Source organism: Acinetobacter soli, assembly GCF_018139125.1.
Lineage (GTDB): Bacteria > Pseudomonadota > Gammaproteobacteria > Pseudomonadales > Moraxellaceae > Acinetobacter > Acinetobacter soli.
The window spans coordinates 2,147,308-2,169,220 of record NZ_CP073241.1 but is presented as its reverse complement, the minus strand read 5'-3'; the positions used below and the strand labels follow the sequence as shown (position 1 = coordinate 2,169,220).

Annotated in this window: 21 protein-coding genes and 1 riboswitch; of the genes, 12 read left to right on the top strand and 9 right to left on the bottom strand. The window is 45.8% G+C overall.

Annotated features, from left to right (window positions below):
- Positions 1 to 180: 180 nt before the first annotated feature.
- From pnp to crcB, 3 genes are all read left to right on the top strand, one after another.
- Positions 181 to 2,268 (top strand): polyribonucleotide nucleotidyltransferase, encoded by a 2,088-nt coding sequence (gene pnp, locus KCV09_RS10005; RefSeq protein ID WP_171304790.1) that lies wholly within the window; start codon positions 181 to 183, stop codon positions 2,266 to 2,268.
- A 171-nt stretch (positions 2,269 to 2,439) separates the two neighbouring features.
- Positions 2,440 to 3,663, top strand: a complete 1,224-nt coding sequence (locus tag KCV09_RS10000; protein WP_004943916.1) for a CorA family divalent cation transporter — start codon at positions 2,440 to 2,442, stop codon at positions 3,661 to 3,663.
- A gap of 58 nt (positions 3,664 to 3,721) precedes the next feature.
- Positions 3,722 to 3,788: riboswitch (Fluoride riboswitch) on the top strand.
- A 65-nt stretch (positions 3,789 to 3,853) separates the two neighbouring features.
- Entirely contained in the window at positions 3,854 to 4,234 is a 381-nt protein-coding gene (gene crcB / locus KCV09_RS09995) for a fluoride efflux transporter CrcB (protein ID WP_076033426.1), read from the top strand.
- Here crcB and KCV09_RS09990 read toward each other — a convergent pair.
- From KCV09_RS09990 to KCV09_RS09970, 5 genes are all read right to left on the bottom strand, one after another.
- On the bottom strand, positions 4,231 to 4,584 hold the full coding sequence (locus tag KCV09_RS09990; protein ID WP_088458949.1) for a chaperone modulator CbpM: 354 nt from the start codon (positions 4,582 to 4,584) through the stop codon (positions 4,231 to 4,233). The two genes, crcB and KCV09_RS09990, sit on opposite strands and share 4 nt — an antisense overlap.
- Before the next feature lie 11 nt (positions 4,585 to 4,595).
- Complete coding sequence (locus KCV09_RS09985) at positions 4,596 to 5,537, bottom strand: DnaJ C-terminal domain-containing protein (protein ID WP_212515099.1); 942 nt, start codon at positions 5,535 to 5,537, stop codon at positions 4,596 to 4,598.
- A gap of 200 nt (positions 5,538 to 5,737) precedes the next feature.
- Entirely contained in the window at positions 5,738 to 6,613 is an 876-nt protein-coding gene (gene hslO / locus KCV09_RS09980; RefSeq protein WP_004943908.1) for an Hsp33 family molecular chaperone HslO, read from the bottom strand.
- 50 nt (positions 6,614 to 6,663) lie between these two features.
- A complete protein-coding gene (locus tag KCV09_RS09975) occupies positions 6,664 to 8,505 on the bottom strand; it encodes a monovalent cation:proton antiporter-2 (CPA2) family protein (protein WP_151815193.1) in 1,842 nt (613 codons plus the stop codon).
- Positions 8,506 to 8,577: 72 nt separating this feature from the next.
- Complete coding sequence (locus KCV09_RS09970) at positions 8,578 to 10,809, bottom strand: primosomal protein N' (protein WP_212515767.1); 2,232 nt, start codon at positions 10,807 to 10,809, stop codon at positions 8,578 to 8,580.
- 138 nt (positions 10,810 to 10,947) lie between these two features.
- Here KCV09_RS09970 and gspF point away from each other — a divergent pair, with 138 nt between their 5' ends.
- The 3 genes from gspF to KCV09_RS09955 all read left to right on the top strand — a co-directional run bounded on the left by gspF (position 10,948) and on the right by KCV09_RS09955 (position 13,306).
- Positions 10,948 to 12,153 (top strand): type II secretion system inner membrane protein GspF, encoded by a 1,206-nt coding sequence (gene gspF / locus KCV09_RS09965; RefSeq protein ID WP_212515098.1) that lies wholly within the window; start codon positions 10,948 to 10,950, stop codon positions 12,151 to 12,153.
- A 24-nt stretch (positions 12,154 to 12,177) separates the two neighbouring features.
- Positions 12,178 to 12,699, top strand: a complete 522-nt coding sequence (gene gspG / locus KCV09_RS09960; RefSeq protein ID WP_407651946.1) for a type II secretion system major pseudopilin GspG — start codon at positions 12,178 to 12,180, stop codon at positions 12,697 to 12,699.
- Positions 12,700 to 12,919: 220 nt separating this feature from the next.
- On the top strand, positions 12,920 to 13,306 hold the full coding sequence (locus tag KCV09_RS09955; protein WP_228267176.1) for a hypothetical protein: 387 nt from the start codon (positions 12,920 to 12,922) through the stop codon (positions 13,304 to 13,306).
- Positions 13,307 to 13,346: 40 nt separating this feature from the next.
- On the opposite strand, the gene lnt is transcribed toward KCV09_RS09955, so the two are convergent.
- Complete coding sequence (lnt, locus tag KCV09_RS09950) at positions 13,347 to 14,909, bottom strand: apolipoprotein N-acyltransferase (protein WP_212515096.1); 1,563 nt, start codon at positions 14,907 to 14,909, stop codon at positions 13,347 to 13,349.
- On the bottom strand, positions 14,906 to 15,745 hold the full coding sequence (locus KCV09_RS09945; protein ID WP_004932593.1) for an HlyC/CorC family transporter: 840 nt from the start codon (positions 15,743 to 15,745) through the stop codon (positions 14,906 to 14,908). Before KCV09_RS09945 ends, lnt begins: the two co-directional genes overlap by 4 nt.
- Positions 15,746 to 15,932: 187 nt before the next feature.
- Here KCV09_RS09945 and tusA point away from each other — a divergent pair, with 187 nt between their 5' ends.
- The gene (gene tusA, locus KCV09_RS09940) at positions 15,933 to 16,190 is read left to right on the top strand and encodes a sulfurtransferase TusA (RefSeq protein WP_004932596.1); all 258 of its coding nucleotides are present in this window, start codon (positions 15,933 to 15,935) and stop codon (positions 16,188 to 16,190) included.
- 98 nt (positions 16,191 to 16,288) lie between these two features.
- Here tusA and aroE read toward each other — a convergent pair whose 3' ends face one another.
- Positions 16,289 to 17,089 (bottom strand): shikimate dehydrogenase, encoded by an 801-nt coding sequence (gene aroE, locus KCV09_RS09935; RefSeq protein WP_212515095.1) that lies wholly within the window; start codon positions 17,087 to 17,089, stop codon positions 16,289 to 16,291.
- A gap of 76 nt (positions 17,090 to 17,165) precedes the next feature.
- Positions 17,166 to 17,354 (bottom strand): DNA gyrase inhibitor YacG, encoded by a 189-nt coding sequence (locus tag KCV09_RS09930; RefSeq protein ID WP_151815191.1) that lies wholly within the window; start codon positions 17,352 to 17,354, stop codon positions 17,166 to 17,168.
- Positions 17,355 to 17,452: 98 nt separating this feature from the next.
- On the opposite strand from KCV09_RS09930, the gene KCV09_RS09925 reads away from it, so the two are divergent.
- From KCV09_RS09925 to metC, 5 genes are all read left to right on the top strand, one after another.
- A complete protein-coding gene (locus tag KCV09_RS09925; protein WP_171495250.1) occupies positions 17,453 to 18,091 on the top strand; it encodes a class I SAM-dependent methyltransferase in 639 nt (212 codons plus the stop codon).
- Positions 18,081 to 19,286 carry a TIGR03862 family flavoprotein gene (locus tag KCV09_RS09920; RefSeq protein ID WP_212515094.1) on the top strand — a complete coding sequence of 402 codons (1,206 nt, stop codon included), beginning with the start codon at positions 18,081 to 18,083 and terminating at the stop codon, positions 19,284 to 19,286. The genes KCV09_RS09925 and KCV09_RS09920 overlap by 11 nt, the downstream gene beginning before the upstream one ends.
- Positions 19,287 to 19,365: 79 nt before the next feature.
- Entirely contained in the window at positions 19,366 to 19,779 is a 414-nt protein-coding gene (locus KCV09_RS09915) for a GFA family protein (RefSeq protein ID WP_004932613.1), read from the top strand.
- 183 nt (positions 19,780 to 19,962) lie between these two features.
- Positions 19,963 to 20,433: an Lrp/AsnC family transcriptional regulator gene (locus KCV09_RS09910; protein ID WP_004932617.1), complete on the top strand. Its 471-nt coding sequence runs from the start codon at positions 19,963 to 19,965 to the stop codon at positions 20,431 to 20,433.
- Positions 20,434 to 20,730: 297 nt separating this feature from the next.
- Positions 20,731 to 21,894, top strand: coding sequence for a cystathionine beta-lyase (gene metC, locus KCV09_RS09905; protein WP_151815189.1), 1,164 nt, complete (start codon positions 20,731 to 20,733; stop codon positions 21,892 to 21,894).
- The last annotated feature ends 19 nt before the right edge of the window (positions 21,895 to 21,913 follow it).

Sequence of the window (21,913 nt, the reverse complement as noted above, 5' to 3'; positions counted from 1 at the left end):
TGCATCAGACTACGCTAGAAGGGGCGAATGTTCGCTCCTTCTTTGTGTCTATTCTCTAGTGAGGTCGGCTTCTAAGCTTTGTCATTTATCATTGCTGTTGGAGTGATATGAATGCCAAACCTTAGGGGTCTCCACTAGAATAACTGTTCAAAAAGAACCAGGAAAAAAGATCACATGTCGATGTTTAATATTATTCGTAAAGAATTCCAGTTTGGTCAGCATCAAGTTGTATTGGAAACAGGTCGTGTTGCGCGTCAAGCAAACACTGTTCTAGTGACGATGGGCGGTGTGACTGTATTGGTTGCAGTTGTTGCACAAGCGAAAGCGAAAGCAGGTCAAGACTTTTTCCCACTGACTGTAAACTACCAAGAAAAGCAATATGCTGCTGGTCGTATTCCAGGTGGTTATGGCAAGCGTGAAGGCCGTGCCTCTGAAGCTGAAACGTTAATTTCACGTTTGATTGACCGTCCAATTCGTCCATTGTTCCCAGAAGGTTACTTCAACGAAATTCAAATCACCGCGACAGTGGTTTCTTCTGACAAAACCATGGATGCCGATATTGCAGCCATGTTAGGTGCTTCAGCGGCATTGTCGATTGCTGGTACACCTTTCCGTGGCCCAATCGCGGGTGCACGTGTTGGTTTAATCAACGGTGAATATGTTTTAAACCCGAACTTTGAACAATTAAAAGAAAGCGATCTTGACCTTGTGGTTGCAGGTACTGAATCTGCTGTCTTGATGGTTGAATCTGAAGCCAAAGAATTGTCTGAAGATCAAATGCTTGGCGCTGTACTTTTCGGTCATGACGAAATGCAAATTGCAGTTCAGGCGATCAAAGAGTTTGCTGCGGCTGCCGGTGCAGTTGAGTCAACTTGGGTTGCGCCAACCAAAAATGAAGCATTGCTTGAGCAATTGAAAACAGCGTTTGAAGCGAAAATTTCTGAAGCGTATACCATTGCGGTAAAACAAGATCGCTATGCAGCAATTGATGCGCTTTATGCAGAAGCAGTCGCTCAGTTCGTTCCAGAAAATGACGAAACGGGTATTGCTGATGAAGTGAACGAATTGTTTGAAGACCTTAAATACCGTACTGTACGTGACAATATCTTGTCTGGTAAGCCACGTATTGATGGTCGTGACACCAAAACTGTTCGTGGTATCGATGTACAGGTGGGTGTATTGGATCGTGCGCACGGTTCAGCATTATTTACCCGTGGTGAAACTCAGGCCTTGGTGACCACTACTTTGGGTAACACACGTGATGCCCTTATGGTGGATACGCTTGCGGGCACCAAAACTGACAACTTCATGTTGCACTACAACTTTCCTGCATACTCTGTAGGTGAAACAGGTCGTGAATCTGGTCCAAAGCGCCGTGAAATTGGTCATGGTCGTTTGGCACGTCGTGGTGTTCAAGCTGTATTGCCTGCGGCTGACCGCTTCCCGTACGTGATTCGTATCGTATCGGACATCACTGAATCAAATGGTTCATCATCAATGGCGTCTGTATGTGGTGCATCACTTTCATTGATGGATGCAGGTGTTCCTCTTAAAGCGCCAGTCGCTGGTATTGCGATGGGTCTTGTGAAAGAAGGTGAGCGTTTTGCTGTACTTTCTGACATCTTGGGTGACGAAGATCATTTAGGTGATATGGACTTTAAAGTTGCTGGTTCTGCCAATGGTATTACTGCACTTCAAATGGACATCAAGATTGAAGGCATCACCGAAGAGATTATGGAAGTTGCATTGAATCAGGCGTATGCAGGTCGTATGCACATCCTGAATGAAATGAACAAAGTAATTTCACGTGCACGTCCTGAAATTTCAGCACATGCACCAACGTTTGAAGTGATTACGATCAATCCAGACAAGATTCGTGACGTGATTGGTAAGGGCGGCGCGACGATTCGTCAAATTACTGAAGAAACCAAAGCTGCAATTGATATTGAAGACAATGGTACAGTGCGTGTATTTGGTGAAACCAAAGCCGCTGCACGTGCTGCGATTGCGAAAATTCAGGCATTAACTGCTGAAGTTGAGCCTGGCAAAATCTATGACGGTAAAGTCATCCGTATCGTAGAGTTTGGTGCATTCGTGAATATCATGCCAGGTACCGATGGTTTGCTACATATTTCACAAATTTCAAATGAACGTGTTGCGAATGTCTCTGATGTTCTTAAAGAAGGTCAGGACGTTAAAGTACAGGTTGCAGATGTCGATAACCGTGGTCGTATCAAATTGACCATGAAAGACATCGAACAGGTTTAAGTATTAAATCTGTTACATGATTAAAAAAAGTCCGCTCCGGCGGACTTTTTTATGGCAAGTCACAACATAAATGAAGCGCTGGCAAATACTCGGGTACATTTTCATTGAGTATTTTAAGCTAGATTTAGTACCATCAATCTATGCCACACCGCATCGAAAATACGGGTACACATGCAAATTTATTATGTTTATAAGCATGCTGCTGAACAGTATGCCTTTATTAGCCAACAGGTTCAGGACGAGCATCATCTGGCATTTATGTGGGTCGATTGCATTCGTGAAGATGTGGTGATGCAAACCGAGGAATGGCAGAAAAATATCAATGGCCTGACTCGTCTCTCTATTAACGAATTTCATATTCGCGATATCTTAAATATCGATCATCCATGTGCATTTGACACGATGGACGATTATGATTTACTGATTTTTCGTAAAATCATTACGCCTGACGATCAGATCAGCAACAGCGAAGTGACCGGAGAAGTACATGAAAGTATATTTGGTTTAGCCACAACCCCGATCAGTTTTATCATCTCGCAAGACGTGCTGATCAGTATCCGTGAGACAGGCAATAAGGCGATGGATGCCTATGTGCAGCGTTATGAACAGATTGTACAGCGCGATATCAGTGATCAAAACAAGCCACGTAAGTTGCCTTCGACACCGATCGATTTAACCCTGCGCATGCTCAATAGCATGATTGATGCCTATCTGGATTTGCGTACACCGCTCACGCGTCGGGTCGAACACTGGCAGCGTGAGCTGTTGCAAGGGCGTAAACGATTTCATCAATGGCCACAGTTGTTTCAAGAAAACATGGCATTTCAGCAAGTCGAAAATCTGTGTGAGGAGCAGATTGAAACTTTACAGGAGCTACGAGACGAACTGGTGGAAAATTATCATCATCTGATGGGTCAACACGCTTCGGAATCGCCAGATTTACTGTTGGTTAGAATGAACGATCTGGTGAGTCATATTGAGCGCACGCAAAAACACACCTCCAGATTACGTGCCGCAATTCAGTCGGCCATCGATTTGCATTTTAATGCGATTGCCAACCAAACCAATGAAAATATGCGGATCTTGGCTATTATTACCGCCGTTTTTGCGCCATTGACGCTTCTAACCGGCGTATACGGTATGAATTTTGAGTTTATTCCCGGCTTAAAATCTCCCGAAGGATTCTGGATGATGCTGGCGGCGATGTTGCTCAGCACACTTTTACTTTTGTATTACTTTTATCGACAGCATTTGGTGGGGCGTGGTGAAAAAAGCGTCATTGAAATGCTGGCACATCAAAAACGGCAGCGTAATATGAATTTGTTCTGGTTTCTAGATTATGAACCCATCAAACAAACCCTGAAAGAAGTTGAAAAAATAACCAAATTGAAATAAAACCGCTTGAAGAGGCTTGGCGCAACTGCTTCACATCAAGCCAAGATTAGACTAAACTGAGCACACAGGAGATGACATTCCTCCTCGCAAAAACCGCCATTCTGGCTAATGATGTCTACGTGACCTCTTTTCAGCAGGGGCGTAGGCATATTGTGCGTGCTCTGCATGAAAAAAATATTGGAGCATGCCGATGTACTCATCTTTACTCTCAATTGCTTGTGGCGCTGTGCTTGGTGCATGGATTCGCTGGTTCGTTGGGCTTAAATTTAATCCGACTTTACAGCATTTCCCTTTAGGCACCATTCTGGTCAATCTGGTTGGCGGCTTTATTATCGGTTATGCCATCGCCTTTTTTGCACATGCGCAGATCAGTGCCAATTATAAGTTATTTATTATTACAGGCTTTTGTGGCGCATTGACCACATTTTCGACCTTTTCTGCCGAAGTAATCGATCTGCTTCAGCAGCAAAAATACAGCTGGGCGATTGGCCTGATCTTGATTCATGTGCTGGGATCACTCCTTTGTACGGTACTTGGTTTACTCAGCTATCAGTGGATCAGTCAGAATTAATGACGGTTTGTTTGCTGGTCTGAAGGAGGCGTCAGATGCCGGACAGCATGGCGCAACTGTTGTACTTCATCAAGTAAGTCCAGCATCAGTGCCACCGCCGATAAACTGGCATCAAAGTCACGTTGCAAACGATAGGCCCTGCGCGCCCGTGCGACATCCTCTCCCAAAAACTGATGTTGATCGGGATGTCCCACCAGCAAAATATCATAGTCAATCAATTGCAGCACCCATTCTGGGCTTTGACCACAGACCTGTGCAAACTGCTGTAAATTGAGTCCGCGTTGCTCATCGATAATCTCGGCGGTGGTCTCATTCTGACAAATCACTTCCACATAATGAATTTTAGACATGAGCTGGCTCCTTATCGACGGGGTTGAAATGAAGAAAATGCCTGAGCAAGTGCTTCATAGGCGCTGTGTTGGGCTTCGGTCTGTGCTTCGGGTAAAACCAGATTGATCAATAAATACAAATGTCCGGGCGTTTTATTGGGAATCCCTTTGTCTTTTAAACGCAACTGCTGACCAGTTTTGGAATTTTTCGGTATATTGACACTAACGCGACCACTTGGAGTTTGAACCTCAATTTTTTGCCCAAGTGCTGCTTCCCACGGTGCCACATCGACTGTGAGATAAACATCAGCACCCTCAACATGCATTTGTGGGGTGTTTTTGTAGTGAATTTCGAGGTATAAGTCGCCATTTTCACCACCGTTTATCCCAGCTTGGCCCTGACCATTCAAGCGAATTTGCTGGCCTTCTTTCATGCCTTTGGGGATTTTCACTTGCAAGGTTTTACGTTGTACTTCTGCCTCGCCATAAGCATTTAAAGTTGGAATTTGTAAGGTGAGATTTTGAGTACTGCCATGGTAAGCCACTTCAGTATCTACCTCGATTCGTGCATGTTGATCTTCACCACGAAAGCGGTGCGTCTGACGCTGATATTGGTGATTGGCACCACCAAAGCCTGCACCAAAACGACCGAATAAGTCTTCAAAGCCACTAAAGTCAGCGCCCTGACCTTGCTGGTAAAATGATCCACCATCAAAACCTGCACTGCCTTGAGCACCTTGCCCAAAACCAGAAAAGCCTTGAGGATAATCAAGTTGCTGATCGTACTCTGCTTTTTTTTCAGCGTCACTTAGCGTGTCATAGGCAATATTCAGCGCTTGCATCTGCGCCTCGGCATCTGGCTCCTTACTCACATCGGGGTGATACTTGCGTGCCAGCTTTCGATAGCTTTTTTTAATCTCTTCAGGTGTCGCATCTCGCGAAACACCGAGCGTTTCATAATAGTTCTTGGCCATGTACGGTGTCTTAATTATAAGTGACTTATACTGTGTTATACGGCGATTTACTCATTCAATTCAAGTCATCTGTAATATGAAACTGTTGGGTTTTGGCAATAAAAAACCCGAATCATCTTCTAAGACGATTCAGGTTTGTTTAAACCAAGCCATCACAACATCCAGATCGCTAGAAAATGCGTCTGCGTTGATCTGTGTATTTAGCTGAGATGTTCACCAAACAGGCCTAAAGCCTCTTCTGCGGTAAAGGTATAGCGGGCTTGGCAGAATTGACAATCCATCTGTATTGGATTTTGTTCAGCCAATGTTTCACGCACCGCATCTACCCCGATCTGTTGCAGGGCAGCCGCACAGCGTTCTTTTGAACAGGTGCAGCCAAACTTTAGCTGTTCTTGCTCAGGCAGGCGTACTTGCTCTTCGTTGTACAAACGGTACAAAATTTCATTGGCTGGCAAATCGGTTAATTCGTCTGCTTTTAGCGTTCCTGTGAGCATGATCAGGCGTGGCCAGATGTCTTCATCAATCAGTTGTTGCTCTTCTTCGTTGTTACGCGGCAACAGCTGAATGAGTAAGCCACCCGAACGCTCGGCGGTCGTTGCCAGCACGATATGTGTCGGAATCTGGGCCGACAAATCGTAGTACTGCATCAGGCAGCCTGCGAGGGTTGGTTGATCGAGCGGTACGATCCCTTGATAGCGCTCACCAAATTCTGGCTCAATATTAATAAACAGCACTGGATTTTGCAGTGTGCTCAGTACCACGCTACTGTCTTGTGCCTGCTCAAAATGTGGATCATTTTCATAGTCTGCCAAAGCACGCACTTCACCCAAATGGTTGCACTCGGCCATTCCCCAGCGAAACGTGCCTGAGGCCTGAATTTGTAAACTGATACGACCTTTGATTTTGAGGGTACTGGCCAAAAGTGCCGTTGCGCTTAACATTTCCCCAAGCAACACCTGCACAGCAGGTTGATAGGGACGTTGAGCCAAAATGGTTTGTAATGCTTCTTCTAAATGTACGACTTCTCCACGAACAGGGCAGTCCTCAATAAAAAAGCGTTGGCGTAAATCAGACATATTTTTCTCCATAACCCTGTCTTAATGGTGTCAATATTGTAAAACACAAGTCAGTGACGATCATCTTGTGTAACATCAATACGATGATTTTCGTGTCTGTTTTCACGATTGTGTTCGGGGTATTCATCTTGATGGCGTTGATCACTGTCGAAGAGGTGTTCAAGTTCAGCCATTGCATTGCGATGTGTTTCAAAAACTTTTTGTTCGTCGTGATAGATACTTTGCTGCTGCTCCAGCAACTGTTCATCATAATCACGGAACACTTGAATATTTTGACTGGCTTGCTGCTCTGACAGCCCTAATAGATTGAGCGCCCGATGTGCCATGCCCAAAGACGATAAATACGTTTCACGCCAGATGTGCCTTACGCCCAGATCACGCAATAAATGCACATGGTGCCGATCTCGGGCACGAACCAGCAAATGAATATCGGGATAGTTCAAGCGAATATGGCGTGCGGCATTCATGCTGTCTTCGACGTCATCAATTGCCAAAACAAAGACCTGCGCCTTTTCGATACCCGCAGCACGTAAAATTTCCGGTTCGGTGGTATCACCATAGTATAAGGTGCCACCATAACGTCGGACAAAATCAATCTGCTGTAAATTGTTGTCGATGGCAGTAAAGGCAATCTGATTGATACGTGCATTTCGAGCGATAATTTGACCAAAACGACCAAAGCCCGCAATAATCATAGGGGGTGACTGATCTGGAATTTCGTCAAATTCTGGCGTGCTGTCCTGTTGCAGTCTCGGTATAACAACATGCTGAATCAAGGCGTAAAAGAATGGCGTCAGCACCATCGACAAGGTGACAATCAGCACTACAGGTTGAACAATGGCCTGGGTCAAAACCTGCTCGCTTTGTGCAACGCTCAGCACCACAAATGCAAACTCACCCCCTTGAGCCAAACAGGCTGCCAGCATCAGGCTGTTGTTCCACTTGTATTTAAAGTAACGAGCGATACCCATCAGTAACACGCCCTTTATCACAATCAGCGCAAGTGCCGAACCAATAATGATTTCTGGCATGTGCAGCATGAGCGTCAGTTGTGCGGTCATGCCCACTGTCATGAAGAACAGCCCTAAGAGCAAGTCTTTAAAAGGGGCGATGCTGGCTTCAAGTTCATGACGAAACTCTGAGTCTGCCAGCAGAACACCTGTCAAAAATGCGCCAAGTGTAGTGCTGATACCTAAAATTTCCATCAATTGCACCACGCCCAGCACAATAAACAAGCCCACTGCGGTAATCAGCTCTGTCGCACCACTTTTGGCAACAAAACGAAAAAAGGGCCGCATCACAAAACGGCTAAATAGAAATAAGCCGCTAAAGGTGGCTAAAATCGCAGCAAAGTAGGCAATACCGTGGTGCGTAGTCGAACTACCGGTCAAAAGTGGAATAACGGCTAAAAGAGGGATGGCTGCGATATCTTGAAACAGCAAAATAGAAAAGGACTGCTGACCATAAGTGGTGTTGAGTTGCTGCTTTTCTGCCAGCAATTGCAGCACAAATGCGGTCGAAGACAGCGCCAGCGCAAATCCGATGATAAAACTACTGGTCACCGATTGCTTAAAGACCAAAAATACCAGCCCCATCAACACCATGCCAGTCAGAATCACCTGCGTACTGCCCATCACAAAAATCGAGTGACGCATTTGCCACAAGCGCTGCGGGCGTAGCTCAAGCCCAATAATAAACATCAGTAAAATGACGCCAAATTCAGCCATATGCATGATGGCTTTGGCATCGGTTGCAACATTCAGAACATGCGGACCCAGTACAATACCGGTCAACAGATAGCCAATGACGGTTGCAATACCAAAACGTTTACCTAGCGGCACCAGTAGTAATGCGGCACCGAGAAAAATCGTGATTTGTAGCAACAGTGACATAGAAAACTCTGAATACGTTGGGAGCTAAGTGAAGGTTTAACTCTAGCATTTTCAGCCATGAACATTAAGCCATCAGCTAAATTCTTGCGGATCGACATCAATCGAAAGCCGTAACTGATGCTGGCGCGGTTGCTGTACGGTATCGGCCCACCAAGAACGTAAAAAGAAATGTAAGCGCGCCCGATCTTGCGCCAAAATCACCATATGTGCCCGATAACGTCCTGCTTTTCGTTCCATTGGCGCGGGAATAGGCCCCCAGATCTCGGCCACACTGCCTGCCTGTTGTAAGAAACGCGCTGCGGCTTGTTGTAAAAAAGCCTGACTGTATTCACGATCTTTGGATTCACAGCGGATCAACACGCTATAGCGATAAGGGGGCAACAACGCCACCCGACGTTCATTGAGTATTTCGGCGGCAACGGCACGATAATCTTTTTCAATCAGCGTTGTTAGCATCGGATGATCGGGGCGCAGGGTTTGTAGATACACTTCGCCTTTATGTTCACCGCGACCAGCCCGTCCCGAAACTTGAACAATCAATTGAGCGGTGCGTTCTGGCGCACGGACATCGACACTCAGTAAGCCGGCATCGATATCTAAAATCGCCACCAAGGTCACAAACGGAAAGTGATGACCTTTGGCCAGCATTTGGGTTCCGAGTAAGATCATCGGCTTGTTTTGCTGGATTCGGTCATAAATTTTTTGCCAGCTGCCGACTCGGCTGGTACTGTCACGATCAACCCGAATCACATCATGCTCAGGAAAGAGTTCGGTCAAATGCACTTCGACTTTTGCAGTGCCCATGCCCAAGGTTTTTAAGGTCGGGTGATTGCAGGCCAAACATGCTTCTGGCATGCGCTGAATAGTGCCACAGTGGTGACAGTGCAGGTAGGTATAGGGTTGGGTATGTACGGTAAAATGTGCGTCGCAATGTGGACAATTGGCTTGCCAGCCGCAACTTTCGCAGACCAGTACGGGGGCATAGCCACGTCGGTTTAAAAAAATCAGGACTTGTTCTTGGCGCTTGAGGGTGTGCTGGATTTGTTCGATCAGCTTTTGGCTCAATCCGTGCTGCTTTTTGGCTACTTTTAAGTCGATCAAGTGTACTTTAGGCATTAATGCCACGCCGGCACGTTGATTTAACTCAAGTAATTCAAGTTTGTTTTGTTCGACCAGATGATAACTGTCGATACTGGGCGTGGCAGAGCCAAGAATAATCGGACAATTTTCCAGATGCGCACGATACAGTGCCACATCGCGTGCATGATAGCGAAAGCCTTCTTGCTGCTTAAAAGAAAGATCATGCTCTTCATCTAAAATGATCAATCCCAAACGCGGTAAAGGGGTGAAAATTGCAGACCGCGTGCCCAAAATAATTGAGGCTTTGCCCATTTTGGCCTGTTGCCAAGCCTGTAAGCGCGTGGAATCGTTTAAACCTGAATGCAGCAACGCGACATCACAGTGAAATCGGGATTTGAATCGGGTAATGGTTTGTGGTGTCAGACCAATTTCAGGCACCAGCACCAGCACCTGTTTACCTTGCTTGAGCACCTCGTGCATGATGTGCAAATACACTTCGGTTTTGCCGCTGCCGGTTAGCCCATCGAGTAAAAAGGCGCGGTAGGCATGCAAATGTGCCATAACGCGTTCAATGGCATGTTGCTGGTCAGGGTTGGCAGTTAATGGCATTTGTGCCAATTGTACCGGCGTGGGACGGAAATCTTGGATTTCCTGTGTGCAAGTCACCAGTTCTTTTTTTTGTAAAGCCCGAAGGGTCGCGGTATCGACGCCGCTTAAATTTAAAATGGTCTCAGTGGTGCCGGCTGGATGCAGCTTGAGAATTTGATAGGCTTCAAACTGTTTGAGCGAGCGCTTGAGTTTTGCGTCTGGGTCGGGATGCGCCGCGATGCGCCAGATGTGCGTCAGAATATCCTCGTCCTTGCCTTGACGTAGCAAACCGGGTAATGCCGTTTGAATCACTTCGCCTAGAGGAAATTGGTAATACTGCGCCGACCATGTCAATAATTTTAAAACTTTCTGGTCTAAGATCGGTGATTGATCCAGTAAAGCCTGAATCGGTTTTAATTGAAATCTTGGATCGAGTGGCAGATCAGGCGCCAGTTTTTCAGTAATCATACCGACCAGTGTCTGACGGCCAAACGAGACTAAAACGCGTGCACCGATCGCTGCCTGTTCATAATCTGCTGCGCTTACGCTATAGTCGAAGGTATCGTATAAATGCACAGGAACGGCCACACGAACACGGAAAATGTCTTGAGGGGGCTGAGGTGGCGTAGTGTGCATCAAGATGGAGTCGCTCTATGGATCATCTTGCGCATTATACTCAAACTGAGCATGTCTGAGGTGCTTAATCAATCATGCTGGATTTAACACGACGTATTTACATCAACACGATTTTTTGGGAAAAACTAAAATACCACCATGCCTGCATATCAATTTACGGCGCTTGATGCCGCTGGAAAACAACACAAAGGTGTTTTGGAGGGCGATTCTGCGCGCCAAATTCGCCAGCAGCTCCGTGACCGTGAATGGACACCCATTCTGGTCGATCCCGTAGAAAAAAAAGACAAGCAACAGGGGCGTGCATGGTTTCAAAAGAAATTTACTGCCTATGATCTGGCCTTAATGACCCGTCAGCTTTCCGTGTTGGTGGCGGCTGCGATTCCGCTTGAAGAAGCCTTAAGAGCCGTGGCCAAACAAAGTGAAAAAATCCACGTACAAAATTTATTGTTGTCGGTGCGTTCTAAAGTACTAGAAGGGCATTCTCTAGCGCAAGGTATGCAGCAGTCGGGGCGTTTTCCAGATTTATATATTGCGACCATTGCGGCCGGAGAACGATCTGGACATTTGGATCTGATTTTAGACCAGCTCTCGGACTACACCGAAAACCGTTTTACCATGCAAAAGAAAGTACAAGGGGCCATGATTTATCCGATCATTTTAATGCTGATGTCATTTGCGATTGTGATGGGACTCATGACCTATGTGGTGCCAGATATTGTGAAAACCTTCGATCAGAGCAAACAGGCACTTCCGTGGATTACTGTGGCGCTGATGAATGCCAGTGATTTTATTCGTCAGGCATGGCCGTTTATGCTGGTGATTGGCTTTTTGAGTGTTGTGATGTTTGTACGTTTTCTTAAAACCAGTGCTGGGCATTATGCGTTTGATCGCTTAACGCTCAGATTGCCATTATTTGGTAAATTATCACGTGGTATAAACGCAGCACGTTTTGCAAGTACGCTGTCGATTTTGACTCGATCCGGCGTACCTTTGGTAGATGCGCTACGTATTGGTGCGGCTGTCAGCAGTAACTGGATTATTCGAGATGCGATTAATTTGGCAGCAGAAAAAGTGACCGAGGGTGGCAGCCTTGCTACCCAGCTTGAGCGCTGTGGTTATTTCCCGCCAATGATGGTACAAATGATTCGAAGTGGTGAAGCATCTGGCGAGCTGGATCGCATGCTGGAGCGCGCATCGAGTATGCAAGACCGTGAAGTGTCTACATTTATTTCGACAATGCTGGCCTTGCTTGAGCCATTAATGCTCGTTCTCATGGCTGCGATTGTCTTGGTGATTGTGATTGCGGTGATGCTACCGATTGTCAATATGAATAATATGATTTAAAAACGATTGAAACTAGAGATGAATATGGAATTAAAACAGACACGATTAAACGATTCAAAGCAGAACAATACCTCTGCGGTTCTTTCTCAAGGCCTGTCGGCGTCTGCATTGCGTGCACCACGCCTGAAGCGTGCCTCTGGTTTTACCTTAATCGAAGTCATGGTGGTGATTGTGATTTTGGGTGTGCTGGCGGCACTGATTGTACCTAACGTCATGGGTCGTGGAGAAAAGGCTAAAGTCGATACCACGCAAATTACGTTAAAAGGGGTGGCAGGTGCGCTCGATCAGTTCAAGCTCGACAATGGCCATTTTCCAACCATGCAAGAAGGTGGCTTAGATGCCTTGGTGAATCAGCCTGCAACTGCGAAAAACTGGTTGCCGGGTGGTTATGTAAAAGGCGGCTATCCGAAGGACAGTTGGGACAATGATTTGCAATACGTGATTCCGGGTACTGAAGGACGTGCCTACGATTTATATTCTTTTGGTGCCGATGGTAAAGCCGGTGGCGAAGGAAATGATGCTGATATTTATTATGCTGAAAAATAATTAAGATAATGATGTTCTTCACTTATGGCTTAAAATAAGTCATAGGTGAAGTGATAATCGCTCTTAGTTATTGTTACATATTTAAGTTGCTGTTATTTAATTAAAAATATAATAACTAAGATATGAGAGTTATAATAAGAATTATTATTAAACTGGATAGTTACAAGAAAAACAAGCGGTTAGAAAGATTCAGCTTTTTATTTGATAAAAACGACGCATAATGACAAAAGAAAATAAGTTAAACGCAATAGGGGCGATCAGTATGAAAGCATTGTTCTTATCCGATGAAGTGAACCAATTGCATTGGTCTGTGCTTAAGGCGCTATGTTTTGTACTGAGTCTTCTGCCGCTTAGTCAAAGTGCAATCACGCTTTGGTCGCTTAGTGATGCCAGCAGCCAGATCATGGTGGCTTTTTTAAGTATTAGTGTTTTGAGTTCAGTATGGCTGGTGACCTTTTTCAATGCATTGCAACTGACTGTGGTTTCCTTGGCGCATTTAAATCTCTCGCCTTTAGAAACTCAACTCATCCGAATTTACCGTCAGGTACCGATGATAACGCTAGCAGGCATGATGGCGTATATGAGCTTCATCAGCCTGTCACTTTAGAGAATATAAAAAAAGCCGAGAATGTCTTCTCGGCTGGTGTTTAGCGTCTGGATTTGTAAGAAATATCTTGAGGCTTACGCGGTCGGTAGAACCAGCCCAAAAGTAATAATAATCCAGAAAAGATTAAAATTGGCCAGTCACTTAGACGGGTATACAGCGTTTCACCTTGCATTGCAGGCAATTCACCACGCAATACGGCTGCCTGATCCATAGGTGCTTGTTCAACAATATGACCGTTACTATCGATAAACGCGGTTACACCGGTGTTGGTTGCGCGGATAAACCAGCGACCATTTTCTTTGGCGCGCATTTGTACCATTTGCAAATGTTGTAACGGGCCAGCCGTACCAGTAAACCATGCATCGTTCGATACCGTGATCAAAAAGTCACTATTTTCAGCATTGCGACGGGTCAAGTTTGGATAGGCCACTTCATAACAAATGGCAGCAGCCAGTGCATGACCTTTAATCATTAACGGTTTTTGATTGTCTGGTCCGCGGCTAAATCCACTCATCGAGGGATCATTTTGTAGTGCCGGTAGCACCCAGCTTAATAATCCAGAAAGCGGAATATATTCACCAAAGGGCACCAAACGCTGCTTTTTATACAATCCGTGTGCATCGGAACCTGAGGCCATAATACTGTTGTAATACAGCGGTGTTTGGGCCTGACGCGATGCAGGAAGATCCCAGTACGGTATGCCGGTCACCCATGCAGAACCACTGGCCTTGGCTTGCTGGTCCATGGCATCTAAAAACGGTTGAATGTCGGTCTGAAACATCGGGATAGATGATTCTGGCCAAACAATCAGATCTCGGCCCCATTCGCTTCGGGTCAGATTGGCGTAAATCATCAGTGTTTTAAGCTGATATTCGGTAAGCCATTTTAAATCTTGCGGAATATTGCCCTGAATCAGGGAAACCGACAAGGGTGCTGTTTTCTTTGGCTCGACAAATTGCAGCTTGGAGGCACCCCATGCGCCCACCAGTAAAATGGCAGCCGGAATCAGCCAGAAAATACGGCGTTTGAGTAACTCGACCAAGGCACAGGCCAGTATAATCACCACAAACGACACCCCAAATACACCAAAGAGGGGCGCATAGTGATCGAGATAACGCTCGGTAAAGGCGTAGCCTGCAAATAGCCATGGAAAGCCGGTAAATACCCAAGTCTTTGCCCATTCAAATACAATCCAGAGCGGAGCAAAGGTGAGGGGGGTTTCCGGGAAAAAACGACGATAAAGCCAAGTTTGAACCGCTGTGAACAGGCCCATCACCAAGGCCATCACGGCAATCATCAGCACACTCAGGGCTGCATTGGTATCTCCATAGACATGAATGGAGGTGTACAGCCAAAATGCCCCAACAAACCAAAGCCCGAATCCATAAGCCCAGCCCAAGGCAAAGCCTTGTTTCGCTGAGCGCCCATGCAATACCGCATACAAAAGGGCTGGCGATAAAATCGCAATCCACCAATAGTAATAAGGTGCAAGGGCCAAGCTAAAAATTGCGCCAGAACAAAGAGAAATCAGTAAGGGAAAAATAAAGGGAAGCTGTTTTTGCTGCCGGGATGATCCCAGCAGCTGACTAAAGTATGCTCTCATTTACGTACAGCTCGAATCAGATGAATTATGCGTGCATCTGCTTCAATAATTGTAAACTGCCAGTTATCAAGCTCAATCACCTGACCTTGTAAATCACTGACCAGTCCAATTTCCTGAAGCAATAAACCGCCCACAGTTTCTACTTCATCGTCAGAAAAATCAGCATCTAAAACTGTATTAAAATGTTCAATTGGTGTAAGTGCTTGCACCATCCACGAGTTGGCTGTGGTGTGGTTGCTGTCAGGCACAATGTACTGGGCTTCTTCATCGACATTGTCATGCTCGTCTTCGATTTCACCCACAATTTCTTCTAAAATATCTTCAAGCGTGACCAAACCTGCCGTCGTGCCGTATTCGTCGATCACAATGGCAATATGGGTCTGGGTATGTTTGAGCATGCGTAGCACTTGATCCGAGCGGGCACTTTCCGGCACAAACAGTGGCTGACGCATCAGAGCACGGATATCGACAATGGCAGTTGGTTCGGTCAAGAACGGCAGTAGGTCTTTGGCCAGTAAAATCCCGACCACATTGTCGGGCTGATCCGATGAAAAAACCGGAAAACGGGAGTGAGCCGACTCAATCAAAACATGCAAGATGTCGAGTAATTGGTCATCTTCTTGTAAGCTGATCATGGACGTACGAGGGGTCATGACTTCGCGAATTTTTGTGGCGGGAAGATCAAGAACACCTTCTAGCATCGCCACCGTATCAGGTTCTAAAAAACGACGTGAATCTTGAACTAATTTGAGCAGTTCATCGCGTGTTTCTGGCGCAGTTCCCAGCCATTTTCGTAAACCGCGCATTCCCCACGATGGGCCTGATTCCTCGTGCATAATCTTTCCTAAAGACTCTTTATGCTAGTAAATGAATTTTTATCATACCGAAGAAAATATGCTTATGCATCATCCAATCGGCGGGAAAAAGTAAATGATTCAGCTTGATGGATCAAATTTGCCGAATTTCGGGTTCCATGTCGGTTTATGTTAAACTATGGTCTGTTTTTTGAAGTGAAGTGTACGCATGTCAGCACGCGATTTTACCCCGGCCATTCAGTTGAATACGCGTGGTTTACGATGCCCTGAACCGGTCATGATGTTGCATCAGGCAATTCGTAAATCTAAATCTGGTGATATTGTTGAAGTTTTGGCAACCGATCCTTCAACGTCGTGGGATATTCCAAAATTTTGTATGCATTTGGGTCACGAGCTGTTACTGCAAGAAGAAACACAAGATGATCAAGCACTCAAAGCATATCGTTATCTGATTCAAAAAGGCTAATTCAGCGTTCCAATGACCATTTACACGATTTGGGATGTGGATTATTGAGGTGATGGCATGCGCCGAGTCAAGCGGCGCATGGTCACACTATGCTTCGATCAAGAAGACTTAGATAAAAAATCTTTAAGCTGAGGTTTTACGCCGTGCCAAATCGAAAATGCTTCAATGGCCTGACCCACCAGCATACCAAAGCCATCTGTGCTCGGCACGCCACGCTGCTCGGCTTGTTCTAAAAAGCTTGATGCTTTGCCGTAGGCCATTTCATAAGCATAATTAAAACGAAGGACAGCGGGCAATTGTAGAGCATCGCCACTTAAACTGGCCGATGTCGCATTGATGACCAGATCAAAATCGCCTGCAAGTTGATCCAGCGCCATGACGTTAAGTTGTGCCGGCGCGACTGCATCATGTAAATCTTCGACCAGTTGAACAGCCCGTTCAAGTGTGCGGTTGGCAATGGTTATTTCCTTCACACCTGCTTGTACCAGCGGATAAATCACACCACGTGTTGCGCCGCCTGCGCCCAGAATTAATACACGCGTTTTTTCTAATGGCCAATCTAGCGCACGAATGGCATCGACTAAACCCTGACCATCAGTATTGTCACCATGCAATGCTCCGTTTTGCATCCAGAGTGTATTCACGGCTTTTGCGGTTTTGGCGCGTTCAGTCAAGACATCACAAAGTGCAAAGGCTTGTTCCTTAAAGGGTACGGTGACGTTCATTCCTACACCGCCGTCTTCAAAAAAATTACGCACCGAGGCCTCAAAGCCATCCAGTGCGGCCAGCCGTTTGCTGTAGTGCAGCGTGATGCCGAGCTTTTCTGCAAAGGCATGATGCAACTCGGGCGAGCGAGATTGTTCAATCGGATTACCAATTACAGCAAACTGCTTGGTCATGCAAGACATCCATGAAAGTCAAAATGGCTTCACTATACGTGAAAAATCCCCAAACTTTAAGACGATCTAAAGCATATCAATCGTCATAATCGTCTGGATGTTTTTGCTCGGAGCTGGGTGAATCTTGCGTTGGAATTTTATAATCTTCACTGGCCCATGCACCCAAATCAATCAGCTTGCAGCGCTCTGAACAAAAGGGACGAAACGGGTTCTTCTCCCAGTGCGAGGGTTGTCCACAACGCGGGCAGGGAAATGTACGTGGCATACCGGAATTCCTTAAATTCATCATCAAGATGTTAGGCAAAGTCATGATGAGTTGTTAGACTTATGCCTGATTTCACGATTAAGTTTAAATAGTTTGCTGTGATTATGTCGATACGTCAATTTCAGGCTCAGCGTATGCAAGCCCCTCGTGCTTTTACTCCTGTGGCCAACACGCCACTGTGTCTCGAAATCGGGGCGGGTAAGGGCAAGCATGCCATGTTGTTTACCGAGCAACATCCAGAGCGGCATTTGGTGGCCATTGAACGAACCAAAGAGAAATTTTTGGCGATGCAAAAGCAGCAAGAACTACACGCGCGTGCGCATTTAACGCCTGTACATGCCGATGCATTGCCTTGGATTGTGCACGCACTGTATCCGGCGCAAGTTGAACAGGCCTTTATTTTATATCCGAACCCAGAGCCGCATAATCCAGCACAGCGCTGGTTAAATATGCCGTTCTTCGAGTTTTTACTGTCACGCATACAGCCAGAAGGCACACTTACACTGGCCAGTAATATTCCAGAGTATATCGACGAAGCCGCTCAGCAACTTGAACAGCTGTGGCAGTTACCTTTTGAAAAACAAATCATTGCGCCTGACTCTGCACGCACGCATTTTGAGATTAAATATTTACAACGCGGCGAGCTGTGCCAGCAACTGGTGATCACCAAGCCCGCGGCATATCAAACTCGCTTTGACCAGTTTATGCCGTTATTGGGTCAAAATCATGCCGAATAAGCAGATTGCGATTATTGGTGCCGGGCCTGCCGGATTGGCCTGTGCCGAGGTTCTGTCGGCACTTGGCACATACGACATCACAGTATATGAGCAAAAACCGTCTGCAGCGCGCAAGTTTTTGATGGCAGGGAAAACCGGACTCAATATCAGTCATGCTGAAGCACTCGATACCTTTCTGACACGCTATGATCATACCGACTGGCTTGAGCCAATGATCCGGCCGTTTCATGCACAGCAGATTCAGACTTGGATGCAGGAGCTGGGGATTGCATCATATGTCGGCAGTTCCGGGCGGATTTTTCCCAATGAAATGAAAGCCGCACCCTTACTGCGGGCATGGCTGAAGCGTTTACAAGATCGTGGCGTGACATTTCGCTATCGCCATGAAGTCATCAATGTGTCTGATCTTGAGCTTTCAGTGGTTGATATCCAGCGGCAACAGCATCGTACTGTTCTGGTCGATGCGGTGGTTCTGGCCTGCGGCGCCGTTTCATGGCCGCAATTGGGCAGCGATGGAAAATGGCAAGCGTGGTTGCAACCAGAGCAGATTCAGACTTTTCAGGCCAGTAATGTGGGTGTACTGGTGAACTGGTCGGCCTATCTTGCTCCTATTTTTGGACAACCGTTAAAGCGTATTCAGGCGTGGGTTGATGGTCGAGCGCCACAGTTTGGTGAAATGGTCATTAGCCATTATGGCTTGGAAGGCGGTTTGGTCTATCGTTGCAATCGTGATTTGCGTGAAGCAATGCAATCTCAAAACTCCAGCGTTTTATATCTAGATTTGCTGCCAGACCAGCGTGTGGAACAAATTTTACAAAAACTCCAACAAGGCAATAAGCAATCCCTCAATACCGTGTGGCAAAAAGCAGGACTCGATAAAACCAAGATTGCCCTAATCCGCGATGTGGTAACCAAAACCGACTGGAATGACGCACAGAAAATGGCGCAGCACATTAAGCAGCTGGCAATTTGTGTACAAGGTTTTCGTCCGATTGAAGAAGCCATCAGCTGTGCTGGCGGGATTGCACGAGATGCGCTGGATTCAACGCTCCGTCTAAAAGACACAATGGCCACCTTTGCCTGTGGCGAAATGTTGGATTGGGATGCACCTACTGGTGGCTACCTACTGACCGCTTGTTTGGCCACAGGACGGGCGGCTGCTCAGGGTGTACATGCGTATTTGGGGGCTCAATAAGCAGAAAGTCGTGATGTTACTCAGCTGAAAAATCTGTTAGTTTGGTTGAAAAATCAATGCAAACAGGGAGAGCATCATCATGTCAAATACAGCGCTATTGACCGGTAGTTGTTTGTGTCAGGGCATTCGTTATGAAATTTCAGGCCGTGGAATCGGTGAGATTATCGAATGTCACTGTCAGCGCTGTCGTAAAGCCAACGGTACGGCTTACGCCACCAATGCGCCAGTACACATTGATGATTTTAAGATTGTTCAAGGTGAGCATCTTCTTAAGAAATATCAGTCTACGCCCACCACACAGCGTTGTTTTTGCAGTGAATGTGGTTCACCCATCATGAGCATTAAAACCGATACACCAGAATATCACCGACTGCGTATTGGAACGCTCGATACCAAAATCGAGCAAAAACCGAGTATGCATATTTTTGCAGCGCATAAAGCAGAGTGGGACAGTATTCAAGATGATCTGCCTCAATATGCCGAGCGCCCATAAGCAGCGCACGACAGATGAGTCATTATGCACCGTGCATGGATTATGAAGTTTGTACGGTGTGCTTCACACATAGATTGAATTTGACTCAGAAACAGTATCAATCTTAATCACAGAAAAATAGAATTCCATTTCACTTTTCGCTACATTGGTGGCATAACTTTTCACTGCCTCTTCACCGATACTATGAATGTTCAACTTGATAAATATGATCGCGGAATTTTAGAACTTCTCCAACAAGACTGTACATGCGCCATTGGTGATATTGCCGATCGGGTGGGGCTGAGTAATACCGCATGCTGGCGCCGGATTCACAAAATGGAAGAAGCAGGGATTATTTACGGTAAAGTGGCCTTACTGGATCGTAAGAAGCTCAATATCAATGTGGTGGTCATGGTGTTTATCAAGATTGCACAGCACAATATGGAATGGATTCAAAAGTTTCGCGATCATATCCATACCATCGATGAGATTCTTGAGGTATATCGAATGGCAGGCGAAACCGATTATTTGCTTAAAGTGGCGGTGCCAGATGTGATGGAATATGATCGGGTGTATAAACGACTGATTCAGATTCCGGGTTTAGCCGATATTAGCTCAAGCTTTGCGATGGAGCAGATCAAGTACACCACGCGTTTGCCGCTTAATTATTTCTAATATCGATGCGGCTTGAGTTATCTGCCTATTCTTTTAATCGGAACTAAAATATAAGCCCATTGAAACTTAACATCGGTGAGATATATGCCGATGATCAACATCGTTAAAAATGTCAGACAAAAGGATGTAATCCACAATAGCAGAATAAATATGGATCATAATTTCTTTTTTATCTATGAAAGTGAAATAAAATTCTAATTTGAAGTGAAACTGATATTTTTTTTAAACTCAAAATTCAATCGAGCTTAACTATGATGATGTTGTCGAAAAGAACTACATAATCAAAAGGGTATCGAAATGAATCATGTATGTACCGATGTCATCAATTTAGGAAGAACACCGCATCGCTTTGATGGGTTAGTGAATACGCCGGTGTATCGCGGCTCGACCATTTTGGTCAATAGTTTTAAAGAGTGGGAGCAGCATAAGCAAAATGGTGGTGGTTATCGGCATTATGGTCGTTACGGCGCTGCAACCACTAAATCTTTTGAAAGTGCAATTAATACACTCGAAGGCGGTGCTGGCTGTTTGGTGTTTCCTTCTGGGCTTTCTGCATGTACACATACGCTTACTGCCTTTGTTCAAGCGGGTGATCATGTCTTGATGGCCGATAATGTGTACGGCCCGACGCGTAGTTTTGCCGATCAGATATTGCCACGTATGGGCGTTGAGGTTGAGTATTTTAATCCATGCGACTTAGCAGCATTTGCACAAAAATTACAAACCAAAACCGCTGTGGTGTATATCGAGTCTCCGGGTTCCATGACCTTTGAAGTGACCGATCTGGCTGCAATTTCTGAACTAAGCCACAAAAAAAATGCCAAAGTGCTGGTCGATAATTCATGGGCAACGCCATTATTTTTTCAGCCACTACAACAGGGTGCGGATGTTTCGATTCAGTCGGTGACCAAATATATTGGAGGGCATTCAGATATTTTGATGGGCACTGCAACGGCCAACGCCGATTCGATCGAACAATTGAGTCGTGTTGTGTATAGCTTTGGTGAAACCACCAGTCCAGATGATACTTATCTGGCTTCACGTGGACTACGCAGTCTGGCAGTACGATTAAAACAGCATAATGAAAATGGTCTGGCGGTGGCGCAGTATTTAAGTGCACATGCCAGTATCGGCCGTGTTAATTATCCTGCGCTTGAACACGCAGCGGGGCATGAAATATGGCGCCAATCTTTTAAGGGCGCGACCGGATTATTTTCTTTTTATCTCAAGCGCTCAGATCCGACTTATGTTGCACGTTTCTTTGATGCCTTAAACTTTTTTCACATTGGATTGTCTTGGGGAGGCTTTGAAAGCCTGATCTTGCCTGTGGGAGTGGCGCATCGCACGCAAAGCTCGGTACAAGAAGGGGGTTACTTGGTGCGCCTACATGTGGGGCTTGAGCATCTGGATGATCTAATTGCAGATCTGGAACAGGCACTTGATTTTGCCGATGCGCTTTAAGCCTGTTTCGAATCATTTG

What these genes read in the sequence shown, in the direction of transcription:
- KCV09_RS09945 (WP_004932593.1), bottom strand. Translation starts at nt 15,745, where the DNA reads ATGCACGAGGAATCAGGCCCATCGTGGGGAATGCGCGGTTTACGAAAA.
- KCV09_RS10000 (WP_004943916.1), top strand. Translation starts at nt 2,440, where the DNA reads ATGCAAATTTATTATGTTTATAAGCATGCTGCTGAACAGTATGCCTTT.
- KCV09_RS09930 (WP_151815191.1), bottom strand. Translation starts at nt 17,354, where the DNA reads ATGCCACGTACATTTCCCTGCCCGCGTTGTGGACAACCCTCGCACTGG.
- aroE (WP_212515095.1), bottom strand. Translation starts at nt 17,089, where the DNA reads ATGACCAAGCAGTTTGCTGTAATTGGTAATCCGATTGAACAATCTCGC.
- KCV09_RS09915 (WP_004932613.1), top strand. Translation starts at nt 19,366, where the DNA reads ATGTCAAATACAGCGCTATTGACCGGTAGTTGTTTGTGTCAGGGCATT.
- KCV09_RS09910 (WP_004932617.1), top strand. Translation starts at nt 19,963, where the DNA reads ATGAATGTTCAACTTGATAAATATGATCGCGGAATTTTAGAACTTCTC.
- KCV09_RS09975 (WP_151815193.1), bottom strand. Translation starts at nt 8,505, where the DNA reads ATGTCACTGTTGCTACAAATCACGATTTTTCTCGGTGCCGCATTACTA.
- pnp (WP_171304790.1), top strand. Translation starts at nt 181, where the DNA reads ATGTTTAATATTATTCGTAAAGAATTCCAGTTTGGTCAGCATCAAGTT.
- crcB (WP_076033426.1), top strand. Translation starts at nt 3,854, where the DNA reads ATGTACTCATCTTTACTCTCAATTGCTTGTGGCGCTGTGCTTGGTGCA.
- lnt (WP_212515096.1), bottom strand. Translation starts at nt 14,909, where the DNA reads ATGAGAGCATACTTTAGTCAGCTGCTGGGATCATCCCGGCAGCAAAAA.
- gspG (WP_407651946.1), top strand. Translation starts at nt 12,178, where the DNA reads ATGGAATTAAAACAGACACGATTAAACGATTCAAAGCAGAACAATACC.
- gspF (WP_212515098.1), top strand. Translation starts at nt 10,948, where the DNA reads ATGCCTGCATATCAATTTACGGCGCTTGATGCCGCTGGAAAACAACAC.
- hslO (WP_004943908.1), bottom strand. Translation starts at nt 6,613, where the DNA reads ATGTCTGATTTACGCCAACGCTTTTTTATTGAGGACTGCCCTGTTCGT.
- tusA (WP_004932596.1), top strand. Translation starts at nt 15,933, where the DNA reads ATGTCAGCACGCGATTTTACCCCGGCCATTCAGTTGAATACGCGTGGT.
- KCV09_RS09985 (WP_212515099.1), bottom strand. Translation starts at nt 5,537, where the DNA reads ATGGCCAAGAACTATTATGAAACGCTCGGTGTTTCGCGAGATGCGACA.
- KCV09_RS09920 (WP_212515094.1), top strand. Translation starts at nt 18,081, where the DNA reads ATGCCGAATAAGCAGATTGCGATTATTGGTGCCGGGCCTGCCGGATTG.
- KCV09_RS09990 (WP_088458949.1), bottom strand. Translation starts at nt 4,584, where the DNA reads ATGTCTAAAATTCATTATGTGGAAGTGATTTGTCAGAATGAGACCACC.
- KCV09_RS09955 (WP_228267176.1), top strand. Translation starts at nt 12,920, where the DNA reads ATGACAAAAGAAAATAAGTTAAACGCAATAGGGGCGATCAGTATGAAA.
- metC (WP_151815189.1), top strand. Translation starts at nt 20,731, where the DNA reads ATGAATCATGTATGTACCGATGTCATCAATTTAGGAAGAACACCGCAT.
- KCV09_RS09970 (WP_212515767.1), bottom strand. Translation starts at nt 10,809, where the DNA reads ATGCACACTACGCCACCTCAGCCCCCTCAAGACATTTTCCGTGTTCGT.